Genomic DNA, 15,662 nt, shown 5'->3' on the forward strand with positions numbered 1-15,662 from the left:
GCGCCACGCGCCCGCCCGAAAGCAGCCGCGCCGACACTCGCTTGATGGCCTCGGGATTCGAAACGGCGAGCCCCGCACAGCGCGCCCACGTATCCACCGCCCACACGCCGCGGACGTCGGTCGCCGTGGTGATGACGGGGATGGCCCCTGCCGCGCGTGCCACAGTTTGCGCAAGCTCGTTCGCACCGCCCAAATGCCCCGACAAAAGCGGGACGGCAAAGCGCCCCGCCTCGTCGATCGCCACAACCGCGGAATCGCTTGCCTTCGAGGCGACATGCGGCGCGATCGCCCGCACGGCGATGCCCGCCGCGCCCACGAACAGGAGCGCGTCCGACGCTTCCCACGCGAGCGCCGTCCATGCGCGCAGGTCGGCCTTCCCCTCGCCGAACCCGCGCGAAACGGAAACGTCCCAGCCAGGGTCATCTTCACCTGTCTGCGCGCAATCGGAAAGCGCGCGTGCGGTGCGCTCCGCCAACGCATATCCCCTCTCAGTGAACGCTATGCAGGAAACCCTCATCTAGCGCACCACCATCGTCGAGAAGTAGCTGCCCCGATCGGGCACATCGTCGAGCGAGCGGTAAACGCGCTCGCCCGGAAGCCCACAGTCCTCTACGAGCTCGGCACCGTCGAAGGCGCCCTCCTCGCGAAGGATGCACTTCGTGTCCGCAAGCGAGCGGCGCGCCTTCATGACCACCTTCGTCCCCGGCCAGCCGATTGCGCGGCGCACGTCGTCGTAGCCGCCGGGCACGATGTGCAGAGGCGACGACATCTCGGGCGTGAGGTCGCGCTCGAGCGCCGCGGCGACCGCGCAGAAGCTCGGCACGCCGGGAATGGCGCGCGCCTCGAACCCGCGGGCGCGCACGTCGGGCGCTATGCGCTGGAAGGTGGCGTAGATGCTCGGGTCCCCCAGGTTCAGCAGCGCGACGTCGCGGACCGCATCCAGGTGCGCGACAAGCTCGCGAACAAGCGAGGCATGCTCGGCCGCGCGGCGCTCGACGTCGCACGTCATCGAGAATCGCACGGGGATCACCGTCTTGCCTGTAAGGTCGACGGCGCCGCGCACGATGTCGAGCGCGACCATGGCCCCGTCCGCCGTCTGCGGTGCGGCGATGACCGGACACGATTCGATTGTGCGGACGGCCTTGATCGTGAGCAGCTCGGGGTCGCCAGGCCCCGTGCCCACGCCGTACAGCACGCCTTTACTCATACGTCGCCCCCAATTCCCCGATAACTGCATCGGCGCCCGACGTGCGGAAAAGCTCGCGGCGCTCGGCGTCGAACACGACCGCGGCGATGTCGCATCCGCCCGCCGCGCGGCGGCGCAACCTGTCCTCGATTGCCACAGCGAGCGAGGCGCGCGCAGCGTCCCCCACGCCGGCGGCCTCGATTACCTCGAGCGCCGCCGTGGTCGTGACCGACGACATGATCTCGCGCACAGTCTTCGTGCCCGCGCCGGCCAAGGCCGCGTGGGCGGCCAGAATCTCCGCGCGGCAGTCGGCGGTACGCGAATGGGTGTCCATGATGCCGCCCGCGACCTTCACAAGCTTGCCGATGTGTCCCACAAGAAGGACATTGGTAAATCCCTCGCGAACGCAGCAATCAATCGCATCGCCCACGAAGTTGGAGATGAAGACCACCGGCGCACCGTTTAGGTGGAAATGCCCCGAGATGAACTGCGCGCCGTAGTTGCCGGGCGTGAGCACGACTCCGCGCCGCCCCATAGCCGCATGCTGCCGGATCTCGAGCTCGATGCTGTCGCGCAAGGCAGCGAGGCTGCGCGGCTCGACGATGCCCGTCGTGCCCAGGATGGAAATGCCGTCCTCTATCCCCAGGTGCGGGTTGAAGGTCTTTTCGGCAAGGGCAACACCCTCGGGTACCGAAATCGTCACAGCAATATTTCCAGAAAAGCCGTGCGCGGCGCACACCTCGCGCACCGCCGAAGTGATCATCGCGCGCGGCGTCGCGTTGATGGCGGCCGCCCCCACCGGCTGCTCGAGCCCGGGCAACGTCACGCGCCCCACGCCCACGCCGCCATCGACGGAAACTTCCGATTCGCGCGCGGGCACGCCCTTGCTGCCCGCAGCGCCCGTGCCCGACCCCGCATGTTCCACGCGCGCGTACACGAGCACGCCGTCGGTCACATCGGCATCGTCGCCTGCGTCCTTTCGCACGGCGCACTGGGCGTACCCCTCGCCGATGCATGCGTCGACCACGTTCGCCTCGACGGGCAGCCCGCCGGGGGTGACGATCGACACGCGGTCGACGGGCTTTCGTGACAAGAGCATCTCGCAGGCCGCCTTCGCCGCGAGCGCGGCGCAGCTCCCCGTGGTGTAGCCGCAGCGCAGGCGGGTCGTCCCGGTATATATGTAATGCTCGAAGGCCACGCTAGCTGCTCGCCTTCCGATACCCCGTGGCAAACGAAGGGTCGTAAAGCTTGCTGCGCTCGTACGACTCCGCTTGCGCGCCGTTGTGCGCAAGCCCGCCGCGAGCTCCGAGCACGCGGCCCACCACCACGAGCGCCGTGCGGTCGATGCCCTCTCGCGCGCCCGCATCGGCGAGCGTGCCCACTGTGCATCGCACCACGCGCTCCTCAGGCCAGGTCGCCTTGTACACGAGCGCCGCCGGCTCGTCGGAGCCGCGGCCCGCGGCCAAAAGCTCGGAGGAAAGCTCGGCGAGCATACCCGAGCTCAGGAAGATGACCATAGTCGAGCCGCTTTCCGCCATGGTGCGCATGCCCTCGCCCGCGGGCATGGGGGTGCGCCCGGAAAGCCGCGTGATCACGACCGACTGGCTGATGCCCGGCAGCGTGTATTCCTGGCGAAGCGCCGCCGCGGCACCGCAAAAGCTCGACACGCCGGGCACCACCTCGTAGTCCACGCCGCGCGCGTCGAGCGCGTCCATCTGCTCCTGGATGGCGCCGTACAGGCACGGGTCGCCCGTGTGCAGGCGCACCACTTCCTCGCCCCGCGCATCCGCCGCGCACATCACCTCGAGCACTTCCTCCAAGGTCATGTGCGCGCTGTCGTAGACGACGCAGGATTCCTTGCACTCGGCGAGCAGCTCGGGGTTCACAAGGCTCCCCGCCCAAACGACCACGTCGGCCGCGCGCAGAAGACGCGCCCCGCGCAGCGTGATAAGGTCGGCGGCGCCCGAACCTGCGCCAACGATATGAATCATCCGAGCCTTCCCTTCCCGTTTCTCATCGCAACCGTTTACGCCGCCCTTCGCACAGCGGGCAAGACACGGCGCCCGCAGCGGCAATCGGCGCAAATACGTAGGCAGGAGGCGCAATGCCGCCCGCCCTGGCTTTGACACGCCCACAAACGCCCACTATCATAATGGTAGTTTCGGCAACGAGCATATGACAATCGAATAAAAGGAAACGACCGGCGCGGCGCCCACACAGTCCGCGCTGGCTTGCGGAGGGAACCAGGTGGGAATCCTGGGCAAGGGACATTACTGTGTAGGACGCGCGGGCGAACCGCCTCGCGCCCCAAGCCAGACTGCTTCGCCTTTTCCTCACGGCATCGCCGTGGCGTTAGCTCCTTGTGAACCCCGAGGAGTGCGCTTCCCTTTCGAATGCAAGAAACAGGCGCGCTATCCCTTTGCGGACGAGCGCGCTTTTCTTTCGCTTGTGCCGATAAGCAACTGTCGCCGGGGGACCGGCAAACCGAGGAAAGGGAAAACCATGTCCGACCAGATGTCACGCCGCGGCTTCATGGGCGCCGCAGCAACCGGAGCCGTCGCGCTCGCCGGAGTCGCGCTCGCGGGCTGCTCCAGCACCTCCGCGAGTTCCGAGAAATCGAGCGAAAAGGAGATGGCCGTGAAGCCGGTCATTCTCGTCACGAGCTTCGGCACGAGCTACAACGACTCGCGCCACATCACCATCGGCGCCATCGAAGACGCTATCCGCGAGAAGTACTGGCAGGACTACGACATCCGCCGCGCCTTCACCGCGCAGATCATCATCGACAAGCTGAAGAAGCGCGACGGCATCACGATCGACAACATGACCGAGGCGCTCGACCGCTGCGTGGAAGACGGCGTGAAGGAAATCGTCGTGCAGCCGACGCATCTCATGGCTGGCCTGGAATACGCCGACGTGAAAGACGAGCTCGACAAATACGCCGACAAGTTCGACAAGATCTCGCTCGGCGACCCGCTGCTCACCTCCGACGACGACTACAAGAAGGTGGCCGCAGCCATTAAGGAGAACATGGCGTCCTTCGACGACGGCAAGACGGCGCTGTGCCTCATGGGCCACGGCACCGAAGCCGATTCCAACGCCGACTATGCCAAGATGCAGGAAGTGTTCAAGAACGAGGGCTTGACGCAGTTCTTCGTCGGCACCGTCGAGGCTGAACCGACCTGCGAGGATGTTATCGCCGCTGCGAGCGCCGCAGGGTACAAGAAGGCCGTGCTCGCGCCGTTCATGGTGGTCGCGGGCGACCACGCGAACAACGACATGGCAGACGAGACCGACCCCGACAGCTGGGCTGCGAAGTTCGTGGCCGCCGGCTTCGAAGTGACGTGCCTGCTCCAGGGTCTGGGACAGAACGCCGCGGTCGACGACATCTACGTCTCGCACGTGGACGACGCCATCGCCAAGCTGTAAACTCGCCGCGCACGGGGGCGCCGGTCGCGTCCCCGTGCAACGGGCATGCGCCTTCCCCGACCGACGGCGCATGCCCGTTGCATTCGCATCCCGCCCGCCCACCGCACGGCGCGGGCGGTAGAAGCGATTGAAAGGAACCCCTCCATGTTGAAGAAAACCCTCGTCTTCGCCCTGTCGGCGGCGCTTCTCGCGTTCTCGCTCGCCGGCTGCGCCGGAAATTCAAGCGACAGCGCAAAGGCAAGCAATACCGATTCCCAGGAAAAGACCGAGCAGGCGGCCGATGCGACCGAGGGTGCAAGCGCTGCCCCCATTACCGCCGACAAGGTGGCCGACGGCACCTATCCGATCACCGTCGATTCCAGCTCGAACATGTTCAGGATTGTGGACGCACAGCTCATCGTGGAAAACGGCTCCATGCACTGCGTGATGACACTTTCCGGCACGGGCTACGGCAAGCTCTTCATGGGCACGGGCGACGAGGCTGCCACCGCGAGCGAGGCCGACTTCATCCCCTATGTGGAAAACGCGGAAGGCAAGTACACCTACGACGTGCCCGTTGAAGCGCTCGACGAGGACACCGCCTGTGCCGCGTGGAGTATTAGAAAAGAGCAGTGGTACGACCGCACGCTTGTGTTCGAATCCGCCGGCGTCGATCTGCGCGCCGACGCACTGAAGTAACGCCATGCGGTCGATTCTCCCCAAGGGGGAAAACAGGAAGCGCCACAGCATCGCGGCGCGCGCGATCACCTGCGTTCTCGTCGCCCTGCTCGCGCTTCCCTTCGCGGGGTGCAGTGCGAGCCCGAACGCGACCGGTGGCACGGCGGGCTCTCAGGAATACACTGTGAGTGTCTCGCTTTCCGGTGGGTCAGGGCGCGCAAGCATCGCCTCACCCACCACAATTGTGAAGGATGGCGACACCTACACCGCGACCATCACCTGGTCGAGTTCGAACTACGACAAGATGACCGTCGACGGCGTGGACTACGCGCCCGTAAACGACGGCGGCAACTCCACGTTCGAGATACCCGTCACGCTCGACGAGGACATCGCCGTGTCGGCCGAGACCGTCGCCATGTCGACGCCGCACACCATCGACTACACGATCCACTTCGACTCATCCACCATGAAGGAGAAATCGGGCGACGATGCAAGCGGCGGCTCCCCTGCAGGAACGGCTTCAAGCGCCGCGGCCGACTTCCACAACGCCGATTTGGGCTGCGGCTGGGAGTCGACGGGGGCGCTTCAGCTTGAATACGCCGAGCACTTCACTGTCGACGAGTTCGAAGGCGGTCTGCGGCTTATCTGCGTTTCGAATGGGGAGCGTTTCCTCGTGGTGCCGCAAGATGCGAAGGTACCTGATGGGTTGAGCTCCGACATCGCGGTCATAAGGCGCCCCGCCGACAAGGTGTACCTCGTGTCGTCGGCGACGATGTGCCTGGTCGACGCGCTCGATGCGAACGACAATATCATCATGTCGGGCACGAAGGCCGACGATTGCTCGGTCGCAGGCTTCAAAAGCGCGCTCGAAAGTGGGGCGATCGCCTACGGCGGCAAGTACAGCGCGCCCGACTACGAGCGAATATCGGCCTCGGGCTGCACGCTCGCCATCGAGAACACCATGATCAACCATACGCCCGATGTGAAGGAAAAGCTGCAGAAGCTCGGGCTCGTCGTGCTCACCGAACAGTCGTCGAGCGAGCCCGAAGCACTCGGGCGCGTTGAGTGGATTAAGCTTTTCGGCGTCCTATTCGACAAGGAAGACGAGGCCGCGCACCTGTTCAACGAGCAGAAGGCCCGCGTCGAGCAAACGTCGGGGCTCGCGTCGTCAGGTAAAACCGTGGCGTATTTCTACATTAACTCGAACGGGGCCGCCGTCACGCGGCGGGCGGGCGACTACGTGGCGCAGATGATCGAGCTTGCAGGCGGCAGCTATGCGCTCGATGACGCGCAGACGGCGTCGACGTCAGGTTCGTCAGTAACGCTCGAAATGGAGCGCTTCTACGCGACGGCGAAGGATGCCGACATCATCGTCTACAACGGCACCATCGACGAGTCAGTTACCACCTTGAACGACTTCGTAGGCAAAAACGCGCTATTGTCGCAGTTCAAAGCCGTGAAGAACGGCAACGTCTGGGTCACAAGCGCCGACATGTACCAGCAGATGACTTCTACCGCCGACATTATCGACGAGCTGCACGGGGCGTTCACCGGCAATGACGCGAGCGACTTCCATTATCTGAGGAAGCTCGGTTAGCGCCATGAGAAGCCGGCTTTCCATGGCATACGACGAATCGGGGCGCGCCGCGCGGTGTCGCGTCGTGACGGCGCTGCTCGCTGTTGCCCTCATCGTGCTCGTCGGGGCCAACCTGTGCATCGGGAGCGTGCTCGTGCCCGCAGACCACATCCCCGGCATCCTTTCGGGCGGCGCGGCCAATTCCATGGAAAGCCAGGTCATCTGGGAGATTCGCCTGCCGCGCGTGCTTTCAGCCGTGCTTCTCGGCGGGGCACTTTCGCTTTCCGGGTTCCTGCTGCAGACGTTTTTCAACAACCCCATCGCCGACCCGTTCATCTTGGGCGTCTCCTCGGGCGCAAAGTTCGTCGTCGCGCTTACGATGATCGTACTTCTAGGCGCGAACCAGGCCATGTCCTCGCCGGCCATGGTGGCCGCAGCGTTTCTGGGCTCGCTTATCACCATCGGCTTCGTGCTCCTCATCGCACGGCGCATAAGTTCCATGGCCATGCTCATCGTGGCGGGCGTCATGGTGGGATACATCTGCTCGGCGGCGACGAACTTCCTCATCGCCTTCGCCGACGACCAGTCCATCGTGAACCTGCACAACTGGTCTTTGGGTAGCTTCTCGGGTTCGAGCTGGGACGACATCGCGGTCATCGCGGTCGTGGTGGTCACCGTGAGCGCATGCGTATTCGCGATATCGAAGCCCCTTTCCGCCTTCCAGCTGGGAGAAGCCTACGCGAAAAGCGTCGGCGTGAACGTCGAACGCTTCCGCGTGGTGCTCGTCCTTCTAGCGAGCATGCTCTCCGCCTGCGTGACCGCGTTCGCTGGTCCGGTGTCGTTCGTAGGCATCGCGGTTCCGCATCTCGTGAAGTCGGCGCTAAAGTCGTCGAAGCCCATCCGCGTGATTCCTGCGTGCTTCTTGGGAGGCGCCATCTTCTGCGCGGGCTGCGATTTGATCGCGCGCACGCTGTTCTCTCCCGTCGAGCTTTCCATCAGCGCCGTCACCGCCATCTTCGGCGCTCCGGTGGTTATCGCGCTCATGTTGAAGAAGCGGGTGAGGTAGATGGGGGAATTCGTGCCGCGGCCCAAAACGCTCGGAGGGGACATTCCATGCTTAGACAGTCCTGAGCTCGCACGAAAGCGCCAGAAGGCACTTTCGGCTCGTGCGGAACTGCGCGCGGAACGCCTCCTCCGAGCGGAGCCGAACCTCGAAACTACGGTCGAAACGCAGGCTGACGGAGCGCCGCTTTTCCACATAAGCGACCTGTCGGCGGGCTACGACAAGAAGGTCGTAGTCGAAGGCGTCGATCTGGAGGTTCGCGCGGGCGACGTCGTGGCGCTCATCGGGCCGAACGGCTCGGGCAAGTCGACCATCTTGAAAACCATCACACGCCATCTGGCACCGCTTGCCGGCGCGGTCGAGCTCGACGGGCGGGAGGTTTCCCGATGGAAGACGGCGGAGTTTGCAAGGAACCTTGCCGTTATGCTGACAGATCGCCCCCGGACCGAGCTCCTCACCTGCCGCGATGTCGTAGAGGCGGGAAGGCACCCCTACACCGGGCGAATGGGCACACTCTCGCCCGACGACCAAAGTCGGGTCGACGAGGCCATGAAAACCGCACATGTGGAAGAGCTCGCCGAGCGCGACTTTATGCAGATAAGCGACGGGCAACGCCAGCGCGTCATGCTCGCACGCGCCATCGCGCAGGATCCGCGTGTGCTCGTGCTCGACGAGCCCACGTCGTATCTCGATATCCGCTACCAGATCGACCTGCTGCGAATACTTCGCCACCTTGCGAAATCGCGGAATGTGGCTGTCATCATGTCCATCCACGAACTCGAGCTCGCGCAGAAAAGCGCCGACAAGGTGATTTGCGTGAAGGACGGCCGGGTCTTCCGCGCCGGCGCACCCGAGGACATATTCACGCGCGAGACGATTGGCGAGCTCTACGGCCTTCAACATGGCACCTTCAACGAGCGCTTCGGCAGCGTGGAAATTGGACGCCCGCACGGCGATGCGCACACGTTCGTCATCGCCGGCGCAGGTACGGGGTCGGCTGTGTTTCGCCAGCTCATCCGGCAGGGCAAGGCGTTCTACACGGGCGTTCTGCACGAAGGGGACATCGACTGCGAGCTCGCGCGCGACCTGGCGGCGGAATGCGTGGCCGAGCGCGCCTTCGAGCCGATCGGGGATAGAACCATGGCCCGCGCCAAAGAGCTCCTCGTCCACTGCGCGCGCCTTATCGTGTGTCCCGCCGCCTTCGGCACCATAAACGCCCGCAACGCAGAGCTCGTCGAGTTCGCACGCTCGCACGGTATCGAGGTCATGCGAGCGTGCGAAGGCGCATCGGAGGATTCCCAATTGGGGTGGAAAGGATAAACTGGACTTTCTTTTAAGGATCCTCAGGCTACAGCTCCTACGCCGGCGAGGTCTACAAGGCGCCGGAGAACCTCGTAAACAGGAATTTCCACGCCGACGAGCCCAACCTGCTGTGGCTCACCGACATGACCGAGTTCAGGCTCCCGGGCGGCGAGAAGGTCTACCTGAGCCCGGTCATCGACTGCTTCGGCGGGATGCTCGTCGCCTGGTCGATCGGGCTGCACCCCGACAAGCGCCTCGCGAACTCGAGCCTGCACCTAATCCAAGCGAGATTCCAGACTCGACAGGCCATTGAGAGTCAGGTCGTTGGCGACCTCCGAGACGCGCTCGATAGGAACCGAGCCGTCAGACAGCGCCCATGTGCGATAGATTCCGATAATACCCGACAGCAAAAACGCCAGATAGTAGTCGAACATCTCGTCCTTGAGACCGTGGGGCAGCAGATCGCGCTCGGCAATCTCGTGCTCGAGCGGCGCACGAAGACGAGCCATAAAATCATCGAGCGGAATGTTCTCGATCAGCTGACGATTGAGCACCAGGTTGTTGCACAGCGCCTCGTTAACGGTTTTAAAGAAGGTCGCCGCCGCGCCCAGGGCGCGCTCGTTGGTGTCACCGTCCATGGAAGCAAGCGTTTTCTCGACCGAGTCGACAATCATCTCCACCACATCGACGGCAATGGCATCGAGCAAGCCATCAACCGTACCAAAGTGCACGTAGAAGGTTTTACGGTCGACATTGGCCTCGCGCGCGATGGCACTCACCGTAATGTCTGCCAGCGGCTTTTCCATGAGCAAGCGCTCAAAAGCGGAAAGGATGGCATTGCGGCTGCGAACGATACGGCGATCAATACGCGGTTTACTGGTGGCCATGGGTGTGTCCCTTCGATATGCGAGCATTCATCAACAGATGAGAGATAATCTACGTAAGAGGATTATCCCCCATACAGCTCAAATATGCCCCGCATCATGAAGAACGCACGACTGCCCTACCGCGACTTAGGGTGCTTCTTCTTATTGAGCGCCGACGGAGATACGCGGATACCGTCGCCCGTCTGGCGCACATAGGCTTTATGAGCCGGCTTAGCGGTCCCAGAAGCCTTCTGAGCGTGCTTCCTGGGATCAACGGTAACAGCATTCGTGGGGTGCGGCTTAGTGGGCGCAGAGGGCGTCTGAGGCTCGCGGCCGAGCTTGCGCATCACGCGATCCCAGCGCGCATGGATGCTCTCGTTGTGGGCGCTCTTAAGGCCCAGCAGGGGCGCAGCCAAAATGGTCGGCGCGATAAACGTAATGAGACGCCACAGCAGATAGCCGGCAGTCGAAGCCGACCCAAAGAAATGACCCAAGAACAAAGCAAAGCCGCCCTCAGCGCCACCAGTTCCACCGGGCAAGGGAACCGCAGAGCTCAGCAGCTGGACAAAGGCGCTCGCGGCCATGACCGAGAAAAAGTCGACCTCGTGGTGGCCAAAGGCGAGCATCAGAAAATACGGCACCAGATAGAAAAACGCGAGCTGCAGCATGGTGATAAACACGGTGAGCAGCATGGAAGAAAAATGTCCGGCCGAAAGCTTGAACTTCTCGGAGAAGGAGTAGATCTCGCCATCGACAAACGAGCGCCATCCATCGATCTTAGTGGCCGAGACACCTATGCGCTCGAGCCAATTGATGATGCAATGGGCGACGCGCGTGACGGTCTTAGGCATGAGCGCGACGGCGAAGATGCCGAGCAGGATGCAGCAGTGACCGCCAAAACTAAAGACGCACAGCAGCGTCATGTCGCCATAGCGCTCGGCAAAAAACGGCATGCGAGCAAGCAATAGGATAGCGCCCCAGGCAACGAGGCCAAACTGATACACAATAAATCGGGTGAACTGCGTGGCACCCGCTTCGCCCACGTTTTGGCCCGCTTTGGTCAGGCGGTAGATCTGGGCAGGCGTAGAGCCCATCATCATGGGCGTCAGGTTGCCAAAGAAGATGCCACTCGCCTCGACCGAGATCAGGTCGCGAATGCCGACGGGTGAATTGGGGTCGAGCCAGACGGCGATCGCATAGGCCACAATGCCAAAGAACAGATACATAAACATGCAAAGACACGCGACAACGAGCCAGGGCGCCTGGACGCTCGACATAGCGGCCCAGAACTGCCCCATCTGCCCGGTTACCACCAGATAGACGATATAACCCACCAGCACAACGCCGATAAAGATTGCGCCGCGGCGTGCGCTCTTATTGTCATCGCCGCCCGAGGCCTCAACCTCGACCTGGGGCTTGGACGTATGCTGAGAGGACTCCGTCATGAGACTCCTTCTAACAGTCAAAATATCTTGGTTATTGTACCCGTAAGGGCCATAAGCAGAACGCAAAGCTCTTGTTCAAACGGGAATTGCAGACGGTTGTTTGATAATAAAAAACCCGGCTTTCCGTGGAAAGACCGGGTATCAGATGAATGGTAGCCCGTACCAGATTCGAACTGGTGATCTCCGCCTTGAGAGGGCGGCGTCCTAAACCGCTAGACGAACGGGCCATAAAACTCAGCAGAAAAGAAGTGGTAGCCCGTACCAGATTCGAACTGGTGATCTCCGCCTTGAGAGGGCGGCGTCCTAAACCGCTAGACGAACGGGCCACATGACATCTGCACTGCCGTGCTGCGAGGAAATATATTACGGGACAAAAAACATCAGCGCAAGAAGAAATTCCAAATTGCCGAAAAAATTGTCGGCAGGTTATGGAACGCGCAGGTCAACTGGTTAGCTAGTTCAAGTTGAGATGAGCCAGGAGGGCTTCGCGGTTGTTGGGGATGTTGTCCTCGATCACGGCGTCGAGGGCGGCGTTGAGAAGCTGTCCCAGCTCCGGCCCCGGCTTGACGCCGGCGCGGATCAGGTCGCCACCATTGATGGCAAGCATCTTGAGTGTATAGGGCTCCCCCGCCTGCAGCAGATCGTGCGCGAGCGTACGCATCTCCTCGATCGTCTCGACGTAATAGAAGCACGAGGGCGCCTTGCCGAGCGTGTCGGCACGCTTAAGGTCCATGAGCTCGTCCATCAGACGCGGCGTATCGACGCCCTCGCCCGAAAGCGAGCGCATCATATTGAGCAGGCAGGAGCGCTCGGGGCGCAGCGGCTTGTCATGGTATTTGATGAGCAGGCACACATCGCGCACCAAATCGTGCGAGAGCGCCAGGCGATCCATGATGACACGCGCCTTCTTGGCGCCGAGCTCGGGATGACCGTAGAAGTGGCCGCTGCCGTCGTGATCGACCGTAAAGCACTCGGGTTTGGAAACGTCGTGCAAAAACGCCGCCCACATAAGGCTCGACGAGGGCGCGACGCCGTCGCACAGCGCCAGCTCCCCTGCCACCGTCAGCACGCGGGCGATATGCTCGTAGACGTTAAACGCATGATAGACGCTGCGTTGATCAAACCCGCGAGCGGACGCGAGCTCGGGCACGGCGGCGCAAACAAGCTCGGGGTAGCGCAGCATCGCGTCTCCCCCATGGCCGGTCGAAAGGATACCCTCGAGCTCAATGCCCACGCGCTCGCGCGCCACAGCATCGAGCAGCGGCGCGCACTCGGCAAGCGCCTGTTTAGTCTTAGGCTCGATCATAAAATCCAGACGGCAGGCAAAACGCACCGCGCGCAGCATGCGAAGCGCGTCCTCGTTAAAACGACGCTTGGGATCTCCAACGGCACGAATCAACTTGCGGTCTAGGTCGCCCTGGCCATCGTAGCGGTCGACAAGGCCGCGCTCGGGATGCCACGCCATGGCATTGACGGTAAAGTCGCGGCGCGCCAGATCGTCCTCAAGCGAAGCGGCGCGCTCCACACTCTGAGGATGACGACCGTCGGTATAGAAGCCGTCCACGCGATAGGTGGTGACCTCAATGCGCTCGCCATCGCAAATAGCCGTAATGCCGCCAAATTTAATGCCCGACTCAACTACCGCAATGCCGGCGGCCTCGAGTGCCGCCTTGGACTCCTGCCACAGGCCGCTGCAGCACATGTCGACATCGTGGCTGGGACGTCCCATCAGGGCGTCACGTACCCAACCGCCCACGTACCAGGCCTCAAGGCCGGCTGCCTCAAGCGCATGTAGCACACGCAGGGAGGCGTCTGAGGGCTGCGTGGCGTTGAGCGAAACATTGCACATTCCTGTGGCCTCCTGCAATTGCGGGCATATCGATTGATGGTTTCCAAGAAGTCTAGCAAGAAACGAGAGCGAGCGCACACGCGAACGCGCTTCAAGCAAGATTGAATCCCAAGACCTCTGCCACCGAAATGAAAAAGCACCCGCCTCGATAATCCGAGACGGGTGCTCAACAAAGCACGAAACCAAGGCCCGTACGCCACGCTAGCAGACCTGACGAATGGCTATACCCTTCTGATACTCATCGACCTTGGCAAAGTCGCCCAGACCCGGGCACTCGACCACGTTGGCGCCGGTAGCCATCGAGAGACGCAGGGCGTCCTCGACGCGCTCCGGGGCGTCGTGCCACACGGACAGGAAGGCGGCCAGCGAAGAGTCACCGGCGCAAACGGTCGACAGCAGCTTGACCTCAAAGGTACGGTTGGCAAACCAGATGTGCTCGCCGTTGGAGAAGTACGCGCCGGCGCCACCCAGGGTCAACAGCACGTTCTTGGCGCCCTTGGCATGCAGTTCGGCCATCGCGCCCTTGACAGACTCGTCGTCGCCACCGCTCACCTTAATGCCAAAGATGTCGAGCAGCTCGTCGTCGTTAGGCTTAATGAGGAGAGGCTCCATAGCAATGAGGTCGGTCAACTGATGGCTCGAAATATCGAGCACGAACTCGGCGCCCTTTGCCTTAACGCGGCGAAGCACCTCGGCCAGGAAGCCCTCAGAGGTGTTGGGGGGCAGCGAGCCGCTAATGACCAGGCAGGTCATGTCGTCAAGTGAATCGATGAGCTCAAACATCTCCTGCTCGTTGGCAGCGTTGATGGCGGCACCGGCATTGACCATGTTGTACTCGGTGTCGGGACCGGCGTTGAGGAACACGTTAACACGCGTGATGCCGTCAGTCCACACGGGCTTGACGGGCACGCCCAGGGCCTCGGCGCCCTTAACGATATACTCACCCGAGAAGCCGGCGAAGAAGCCCAGGATCGTGGTGTCGACGCCGTAGTGGTCGAGCGTAAACGAAACGTTGAGACCCTTGCCGTTGGGGGTGTAGACAGCGTTACGGGTGCGGGTAACGGTGTTGGCGGACAAGCCATCGCAGGAGATGTTGTAGTCAATAGCGGGATTTGCAGTAAGCGTGTAAATCATGAATGTTCCTTTCACAAAGCAACGTGTTAATGAAAGTATATTCCACGCTTCGGTAAAAGGCTACAACAACTCGGTGAACGGTGTGGAAGCGATGAAGTACGGCAGGACACCTCTCCACCATGGCGGAACAAAAAAGGCGCCCCGGCCGAAACCGGAGCGCCGTATACGCACGAGTTTGTCGCGTTTCGCTTACTTGCGATCGAGCTTGCGGACAGCAACGCGCTTGCTGTACTCGTCGACGTGACCAAAGTCGCCGATGCCGACGGACTCAGCGACGTTGGCGCCGGTGGCCATAGCGAGCTTCATGGCCTCCTCGACGTTGTCGCGATCCCTGTACCACTTGTGCAGGAACGCAGCGAGGGTGCAGTCGCCGGCGCAGACGGAAGAGACAAGCTTGATGTTGAACTCACGCTTGGCATACCAGATGTCCTCGCCGTTGGAGAAGTAAGCGTCACCGCGGCTACCACGGGTGAGCAGCACGTTCTGGACGCCGGCCTCGTGAGCCAGCTTCATGGCAACGCGGACCTCGTCGTCGGTGTCGACCGGCACGCCGAAGATAGCCTTCATCTCGTGATGGTTCGGCTTAATGAGCAGCGGCTTCTTGTGAGCGAGCTCCTTGAGCTTGTCGGAGGACAGGTCCAGGACGACGTCGGCGCCACGGGCCTGAGCGTGCTCCATGACCTGAGCCAGGAAGTCGGGCGTAGCTTTGGGAGGCACGGAGCCGGAGACGATCAGGCACTCAAGGTCGCCCGCGGTGTCCAGGATGTTGTAGAGCTCCTCCTGATGCTGCGGCGTGATCGGAGCACCGGGGTTCAGGATGCCGTACTCGTGCTGGCCATCGTTGACGTAGGTGTTGATGCGCGTGATACCGTCGGTCCAGACCGGGCGGCAGAGGCAACCCAGGTTCATGACCTCCTCGACGATAAACTTGCCCGTGAAGCCGGCGAAAAAGCCGAGCGCGACGGTGTCGACGCCCATCTTCTTAAAGGCGAAGGACACGTCGAGGCCCTTGCCGTTGGCCGTGTAGCTGGCCGAGCCGGTGCGGACGTTCTCGTCGGGCTCGAGCGGAGAGCTCGAAACCGTCATGTCGACAGCCGGGTTAGCGGTTAGCGTGTAGAACATTTACAGTACCCCCTGTATATGTGAGGGCCGCGT

At 62.4% G+C, this 15,662-nt stretch carries 14 protein-coding genes, 2 tRNA genes and 1 pseudogene; 6 read left to right on the forward strand and 11 right to left on the reverse strand.

The window, feature by feature from the left end:
• From AQ996_RS01535 to cobM, 4 genes are all read right to left on the reverse strand, one after another.
• The coding region (locus AQ996_RS01535) for a cobalamin biosynthesis central domain-containing protein (protein ID WP_366215246.1) at window positions 1–475 on the reverse strand (475 nt) is incomplete at its 3' end.
• 42 nt (window positions 476–517) lie between these two features.
• On the reverse strand, window positions 518–1,207 hold the full coding sequence (gene cobI, locus AQ996_RS01540; protein ID WP_055250415.1) for a precorrin-2 C(20)-methyltransferase: 690 nt from the start codon (window positions 1,205–1,207) through the stop codon (window positions 518–520).
• A complete protein-coding gene (gene cbiD / locus AQ996_RS01545) occupies window positions 1,200–2,384 on the reverse strand; it encodes a cobalt-precorrin-5B (C(1))-methyltransferase CbiD (RefSeq protein WP_055250417.1) in 1,185 nt (394 codons plus the stop codon). The genes cobI and cbiD overlap by 8 nt, the downstream gene beginning before the upstream one ends.
• A gap of 1 nt (window position 2,385) precedes the next feature.
• On the reverse strand, window positions 2,386–3,177 hold the full coding sequence (cobM, locus tag AQ996_RS01550; RefSeq protein ID WP_055250418.1) for a precorrin-4 C(11)-methyltransferase: 792 nt from the start codon (window positions 3,175–3,177) through the stop codon (window positions 2,386–2,388).
• 511 nt (window positions 3,178–3,688) lie between these two features.
• On the opposite strand from cobM, the gene AQ996_RS01555 reads away from it, so the two are divergent.
• The 6 genes and pseudogenes from AQ996_RS01555 to AQ996_RS10050 form a co-directional block, all read left to right on the forward strand.
• Window positions 3,689–4,615, forward strand: coding sequence for a sirohydrochlorin cobaltochelatase (locus AQ996_RS01555; protein WP_055250420.1), 927 nt, complete (start codon window positions 3,689–3,691; stop codon window positions 4,613–4,615).
• Window positions 4,616–4,759: 144 nt separating this feature from the next.
• Window positions 4,760–5,293, forward strand: coding sequence for a hypothetical protein (locus AQ996_RS01560; RefSeq protein WP_055250422.1), 534 nt, complete (start codon window positions 4,760–4,762; stop codon window positions 5,291–5,293).
• A gap of 4 nt (window positions 5,294–5,297) precedes the next feature.
• Window positions 5,298–6,869, forward strand: coding sequence for an ABC transporter substrate-binding protein (locus tag AQ996_RS01565; RefSeq protein ID WP_070097105.1), 1,572 nt, complete (start codon window positions 5,298–5,300; stop codon window positions 6,867–6,869).
• Window positions 6,870–6,891: 22 nt separating this feature from the next.
• Window positions 6,892–7,914, forward strand: coding sequence for a FecCD family ABC transporter permease (locus tag AQ996_RS01570; RefSeq protein WP_055250426.1), 1,023 nt, complete (start codon window positions 6,892–6,894; stop codon window positions 7,912–7,914).
• Window positions 7,915–9,231: an ABC transporter ATP-binding protein gene (locus AQ996_RS01575; RefSeq protein ID WP_055250429.1), complete on the forward strand. Its 1,317-nt coding sequence runs from the start codon at window positions 7,915–7,917 to the stop codon at window positions 9,229–9,231.
• A 29-nt stretch (window positions 9,232–9,260) separates the two neighbouring features.
• Window positions 9,261–9,485, forward strand: a pseudogene (locus AQ996_RS10050) (DDE-type integrase/transposase/recombinase); the annotation flags it as partial.
• Between the two features lie 3 nt (window positions 9,486–9,488).
• Here AQ996_RS10050 and AQ996_RS01580 read toward each other — a convergent pair.
• From AQ996_RS01580 to AQ996_RS01610, 7 genes are all read right to left on the reverse strand, one after another.
• Complete coding sequence (locus AQ996_RS01580) at window positions 9,489–10,100, reverse strand: TetR/AcrR family transcriptional regulator (protein WP_055250431.1); 612 nt, start codon at window positions 10,098–10,100, stop codon at window positions 9,489–9,491.
• Window positions 10,101–10,216: 116 nt separating this feature from the next.
• On the reverse strand, window positions 10,217–11,524 hold the full coding sequence (locus AQ996_RS01585; RefSeq protein ID WP_055250433.1) for a lysylphosphatidylglycerol synthase transmembrane domain-containing protein: 1,308 nt from the start codon (window positions 11,522–11,524) through the stop codon (window positions 10,217–10,219).
• Between the two features lie 150 nt (window positions 11,525–11,674).
• Window positions 11,675–11,751: transfer RNA gene (locus AQ996_RS01590), tRNA-Glu, on the reverse strand.
• Between the two features lie 22 nt (window positions 11,752–11,773).
• A tRNA-Glu gene (locus AQ996_RS01595) sits at window positions 11,774–11,850 on the reverse strand.
• Window positions 11,851–11,978: 128 nt separating this feature from the next.
• Window positions 11,979–13,373, reverse strand: coding sequence for a CCA tRNA nucleotidyltransferase (locus tag AQ996_RS01600; protein ID WP_055250435.1), 1,395 nt, complete (start codon window positions 13,371–13,373; stop codon window positions 11,979–11,981).
• Window positions 13,374–13,574: 201 nt separating this feature from the next.
• On the reverse strand, window positions 13,575–14,507 hold the full coding sequence (locus AQ996_RS01605; RefSeq protein WP_055250436.1) for a 1-phosphofructokinase family hexose kinase: 933 nt from the start codon (window positions 14,505–14,507) through the stop codon (window positions 13,575–13,577).
• Between the two features lie 189 nt (window positions 14,508–14,696).
• Window positions 14,697–15,629 carry a 1-phosphofructokinase family hexose kinase gene (locus AQ996_RS01610; protein WP_055250439.1) on the reverse strand — a complete coding sequence of 311 codons (933 nt, stop codon included), beginning with the start codon at window positions 15,627–15,629 and terminating at the stop codon, window positions 14,697–14,699.
• Window positions 15,630–15,662 lie beyond the last annotated feature (33 nt).

Origin of the sequence: Collinsella aerofaciens, from assembly GCF_001404695.1 — a bacterium.
GTDB lineage: Bacteria > Actinomycetota > Coriobacteriia > Coriobacteriales > Coriobacteriaceae > Collinsella > Collinsella aerofaciens_E.

Excerpts from the sequence above, each read along its gene's own strand:
- AQ996_RS01610 (WP_055250439.1), bottom strand. The coding sequence starts at position 15,629 with ATGTTCTACACGCTAACCGCTAACCCGGCTGTCGACATGACGGTTTCG.
- AQ996_RS01605 (WP_055250436.1), bottom strand. The coding sequence starts at position 14,507 with ATGATTTACACGCTTACTGCAAATCCCGCTATTGACTACAACATCTCC.
- AQ996_RS01580 (WP_055250431.1), bottom strand. The coding sequence starts at position 10,100 with ATGGCCACCAGTAAACCGCGTATTGATCGCCGTATCGTTCGCAGCCGC.
- AQ996_RS01575 (WP_055250429.1), top strand. The coding sequence starts at position 7,915 with ATGGGGGAATTCGTGCCGCGGCCCAAAACGCTCGGAGGGGACATTCCA.
- AQ996_RS01570 (WP_055250426.1), top strand. The coding sequence starts at position 6,892 with ATGGCATACGACGAATCGGGGCGCGCCGCGCGGTGTCGCGTCGTGACG.
- cobM (WP_055250418.1), bottom strand. The coding sequence starts at position 3,177 with ATGATTCATATCGTTGGCGCAGGTTCGGGCGCCGCCGACCTTATCACG.
- AQ996_RS01600 (WP_055250435.1), bottom strand. The coding sequence starts at position 13,373 with ATGTGCAATGTTTCGCTCAACGCCACGCAGCCCTCAGACGCCTCCCTG.
- cobI (WP_055250415.1), bottom strand. The coding sequence starts at position 1,207 with ATGAGTAAAGGCGTGCTGTACGGCGTGGGCACGGGGCCTGGCGACCCC.
- AQ996_RS01560 (WP_055250422.1), top strand. The coding sequence starts at position 4,760 with ATGTTGAAGAAAACCCTCGTCTTCGCCCTGTCGGCGGCGCTTCTCGCG.
- AQ996_RS01585 (WP_055250433.1), bottom strand. The coding sequence starts at position 11,524 with ATGACGGAGTCCTCTCAGCATACGTCCAAGCCCCAGGTCGAGGTTGAG.
- AQ996_RS01565 (WP_070097105.1), top strand. The coding sequence starts at position 5,298 with ATGCGGTCGATTCTCCCCAAGGGGGAAAACAGGAAGCGCCACAGCATC.
- AQ996_RS01555 (WP_055250420.1), top strand. The coding sequence starts at position 3,689 with ATGTCCGACCAGATGTCACGCCGCGGCTTCATGGGCGCCGCAGCAACC.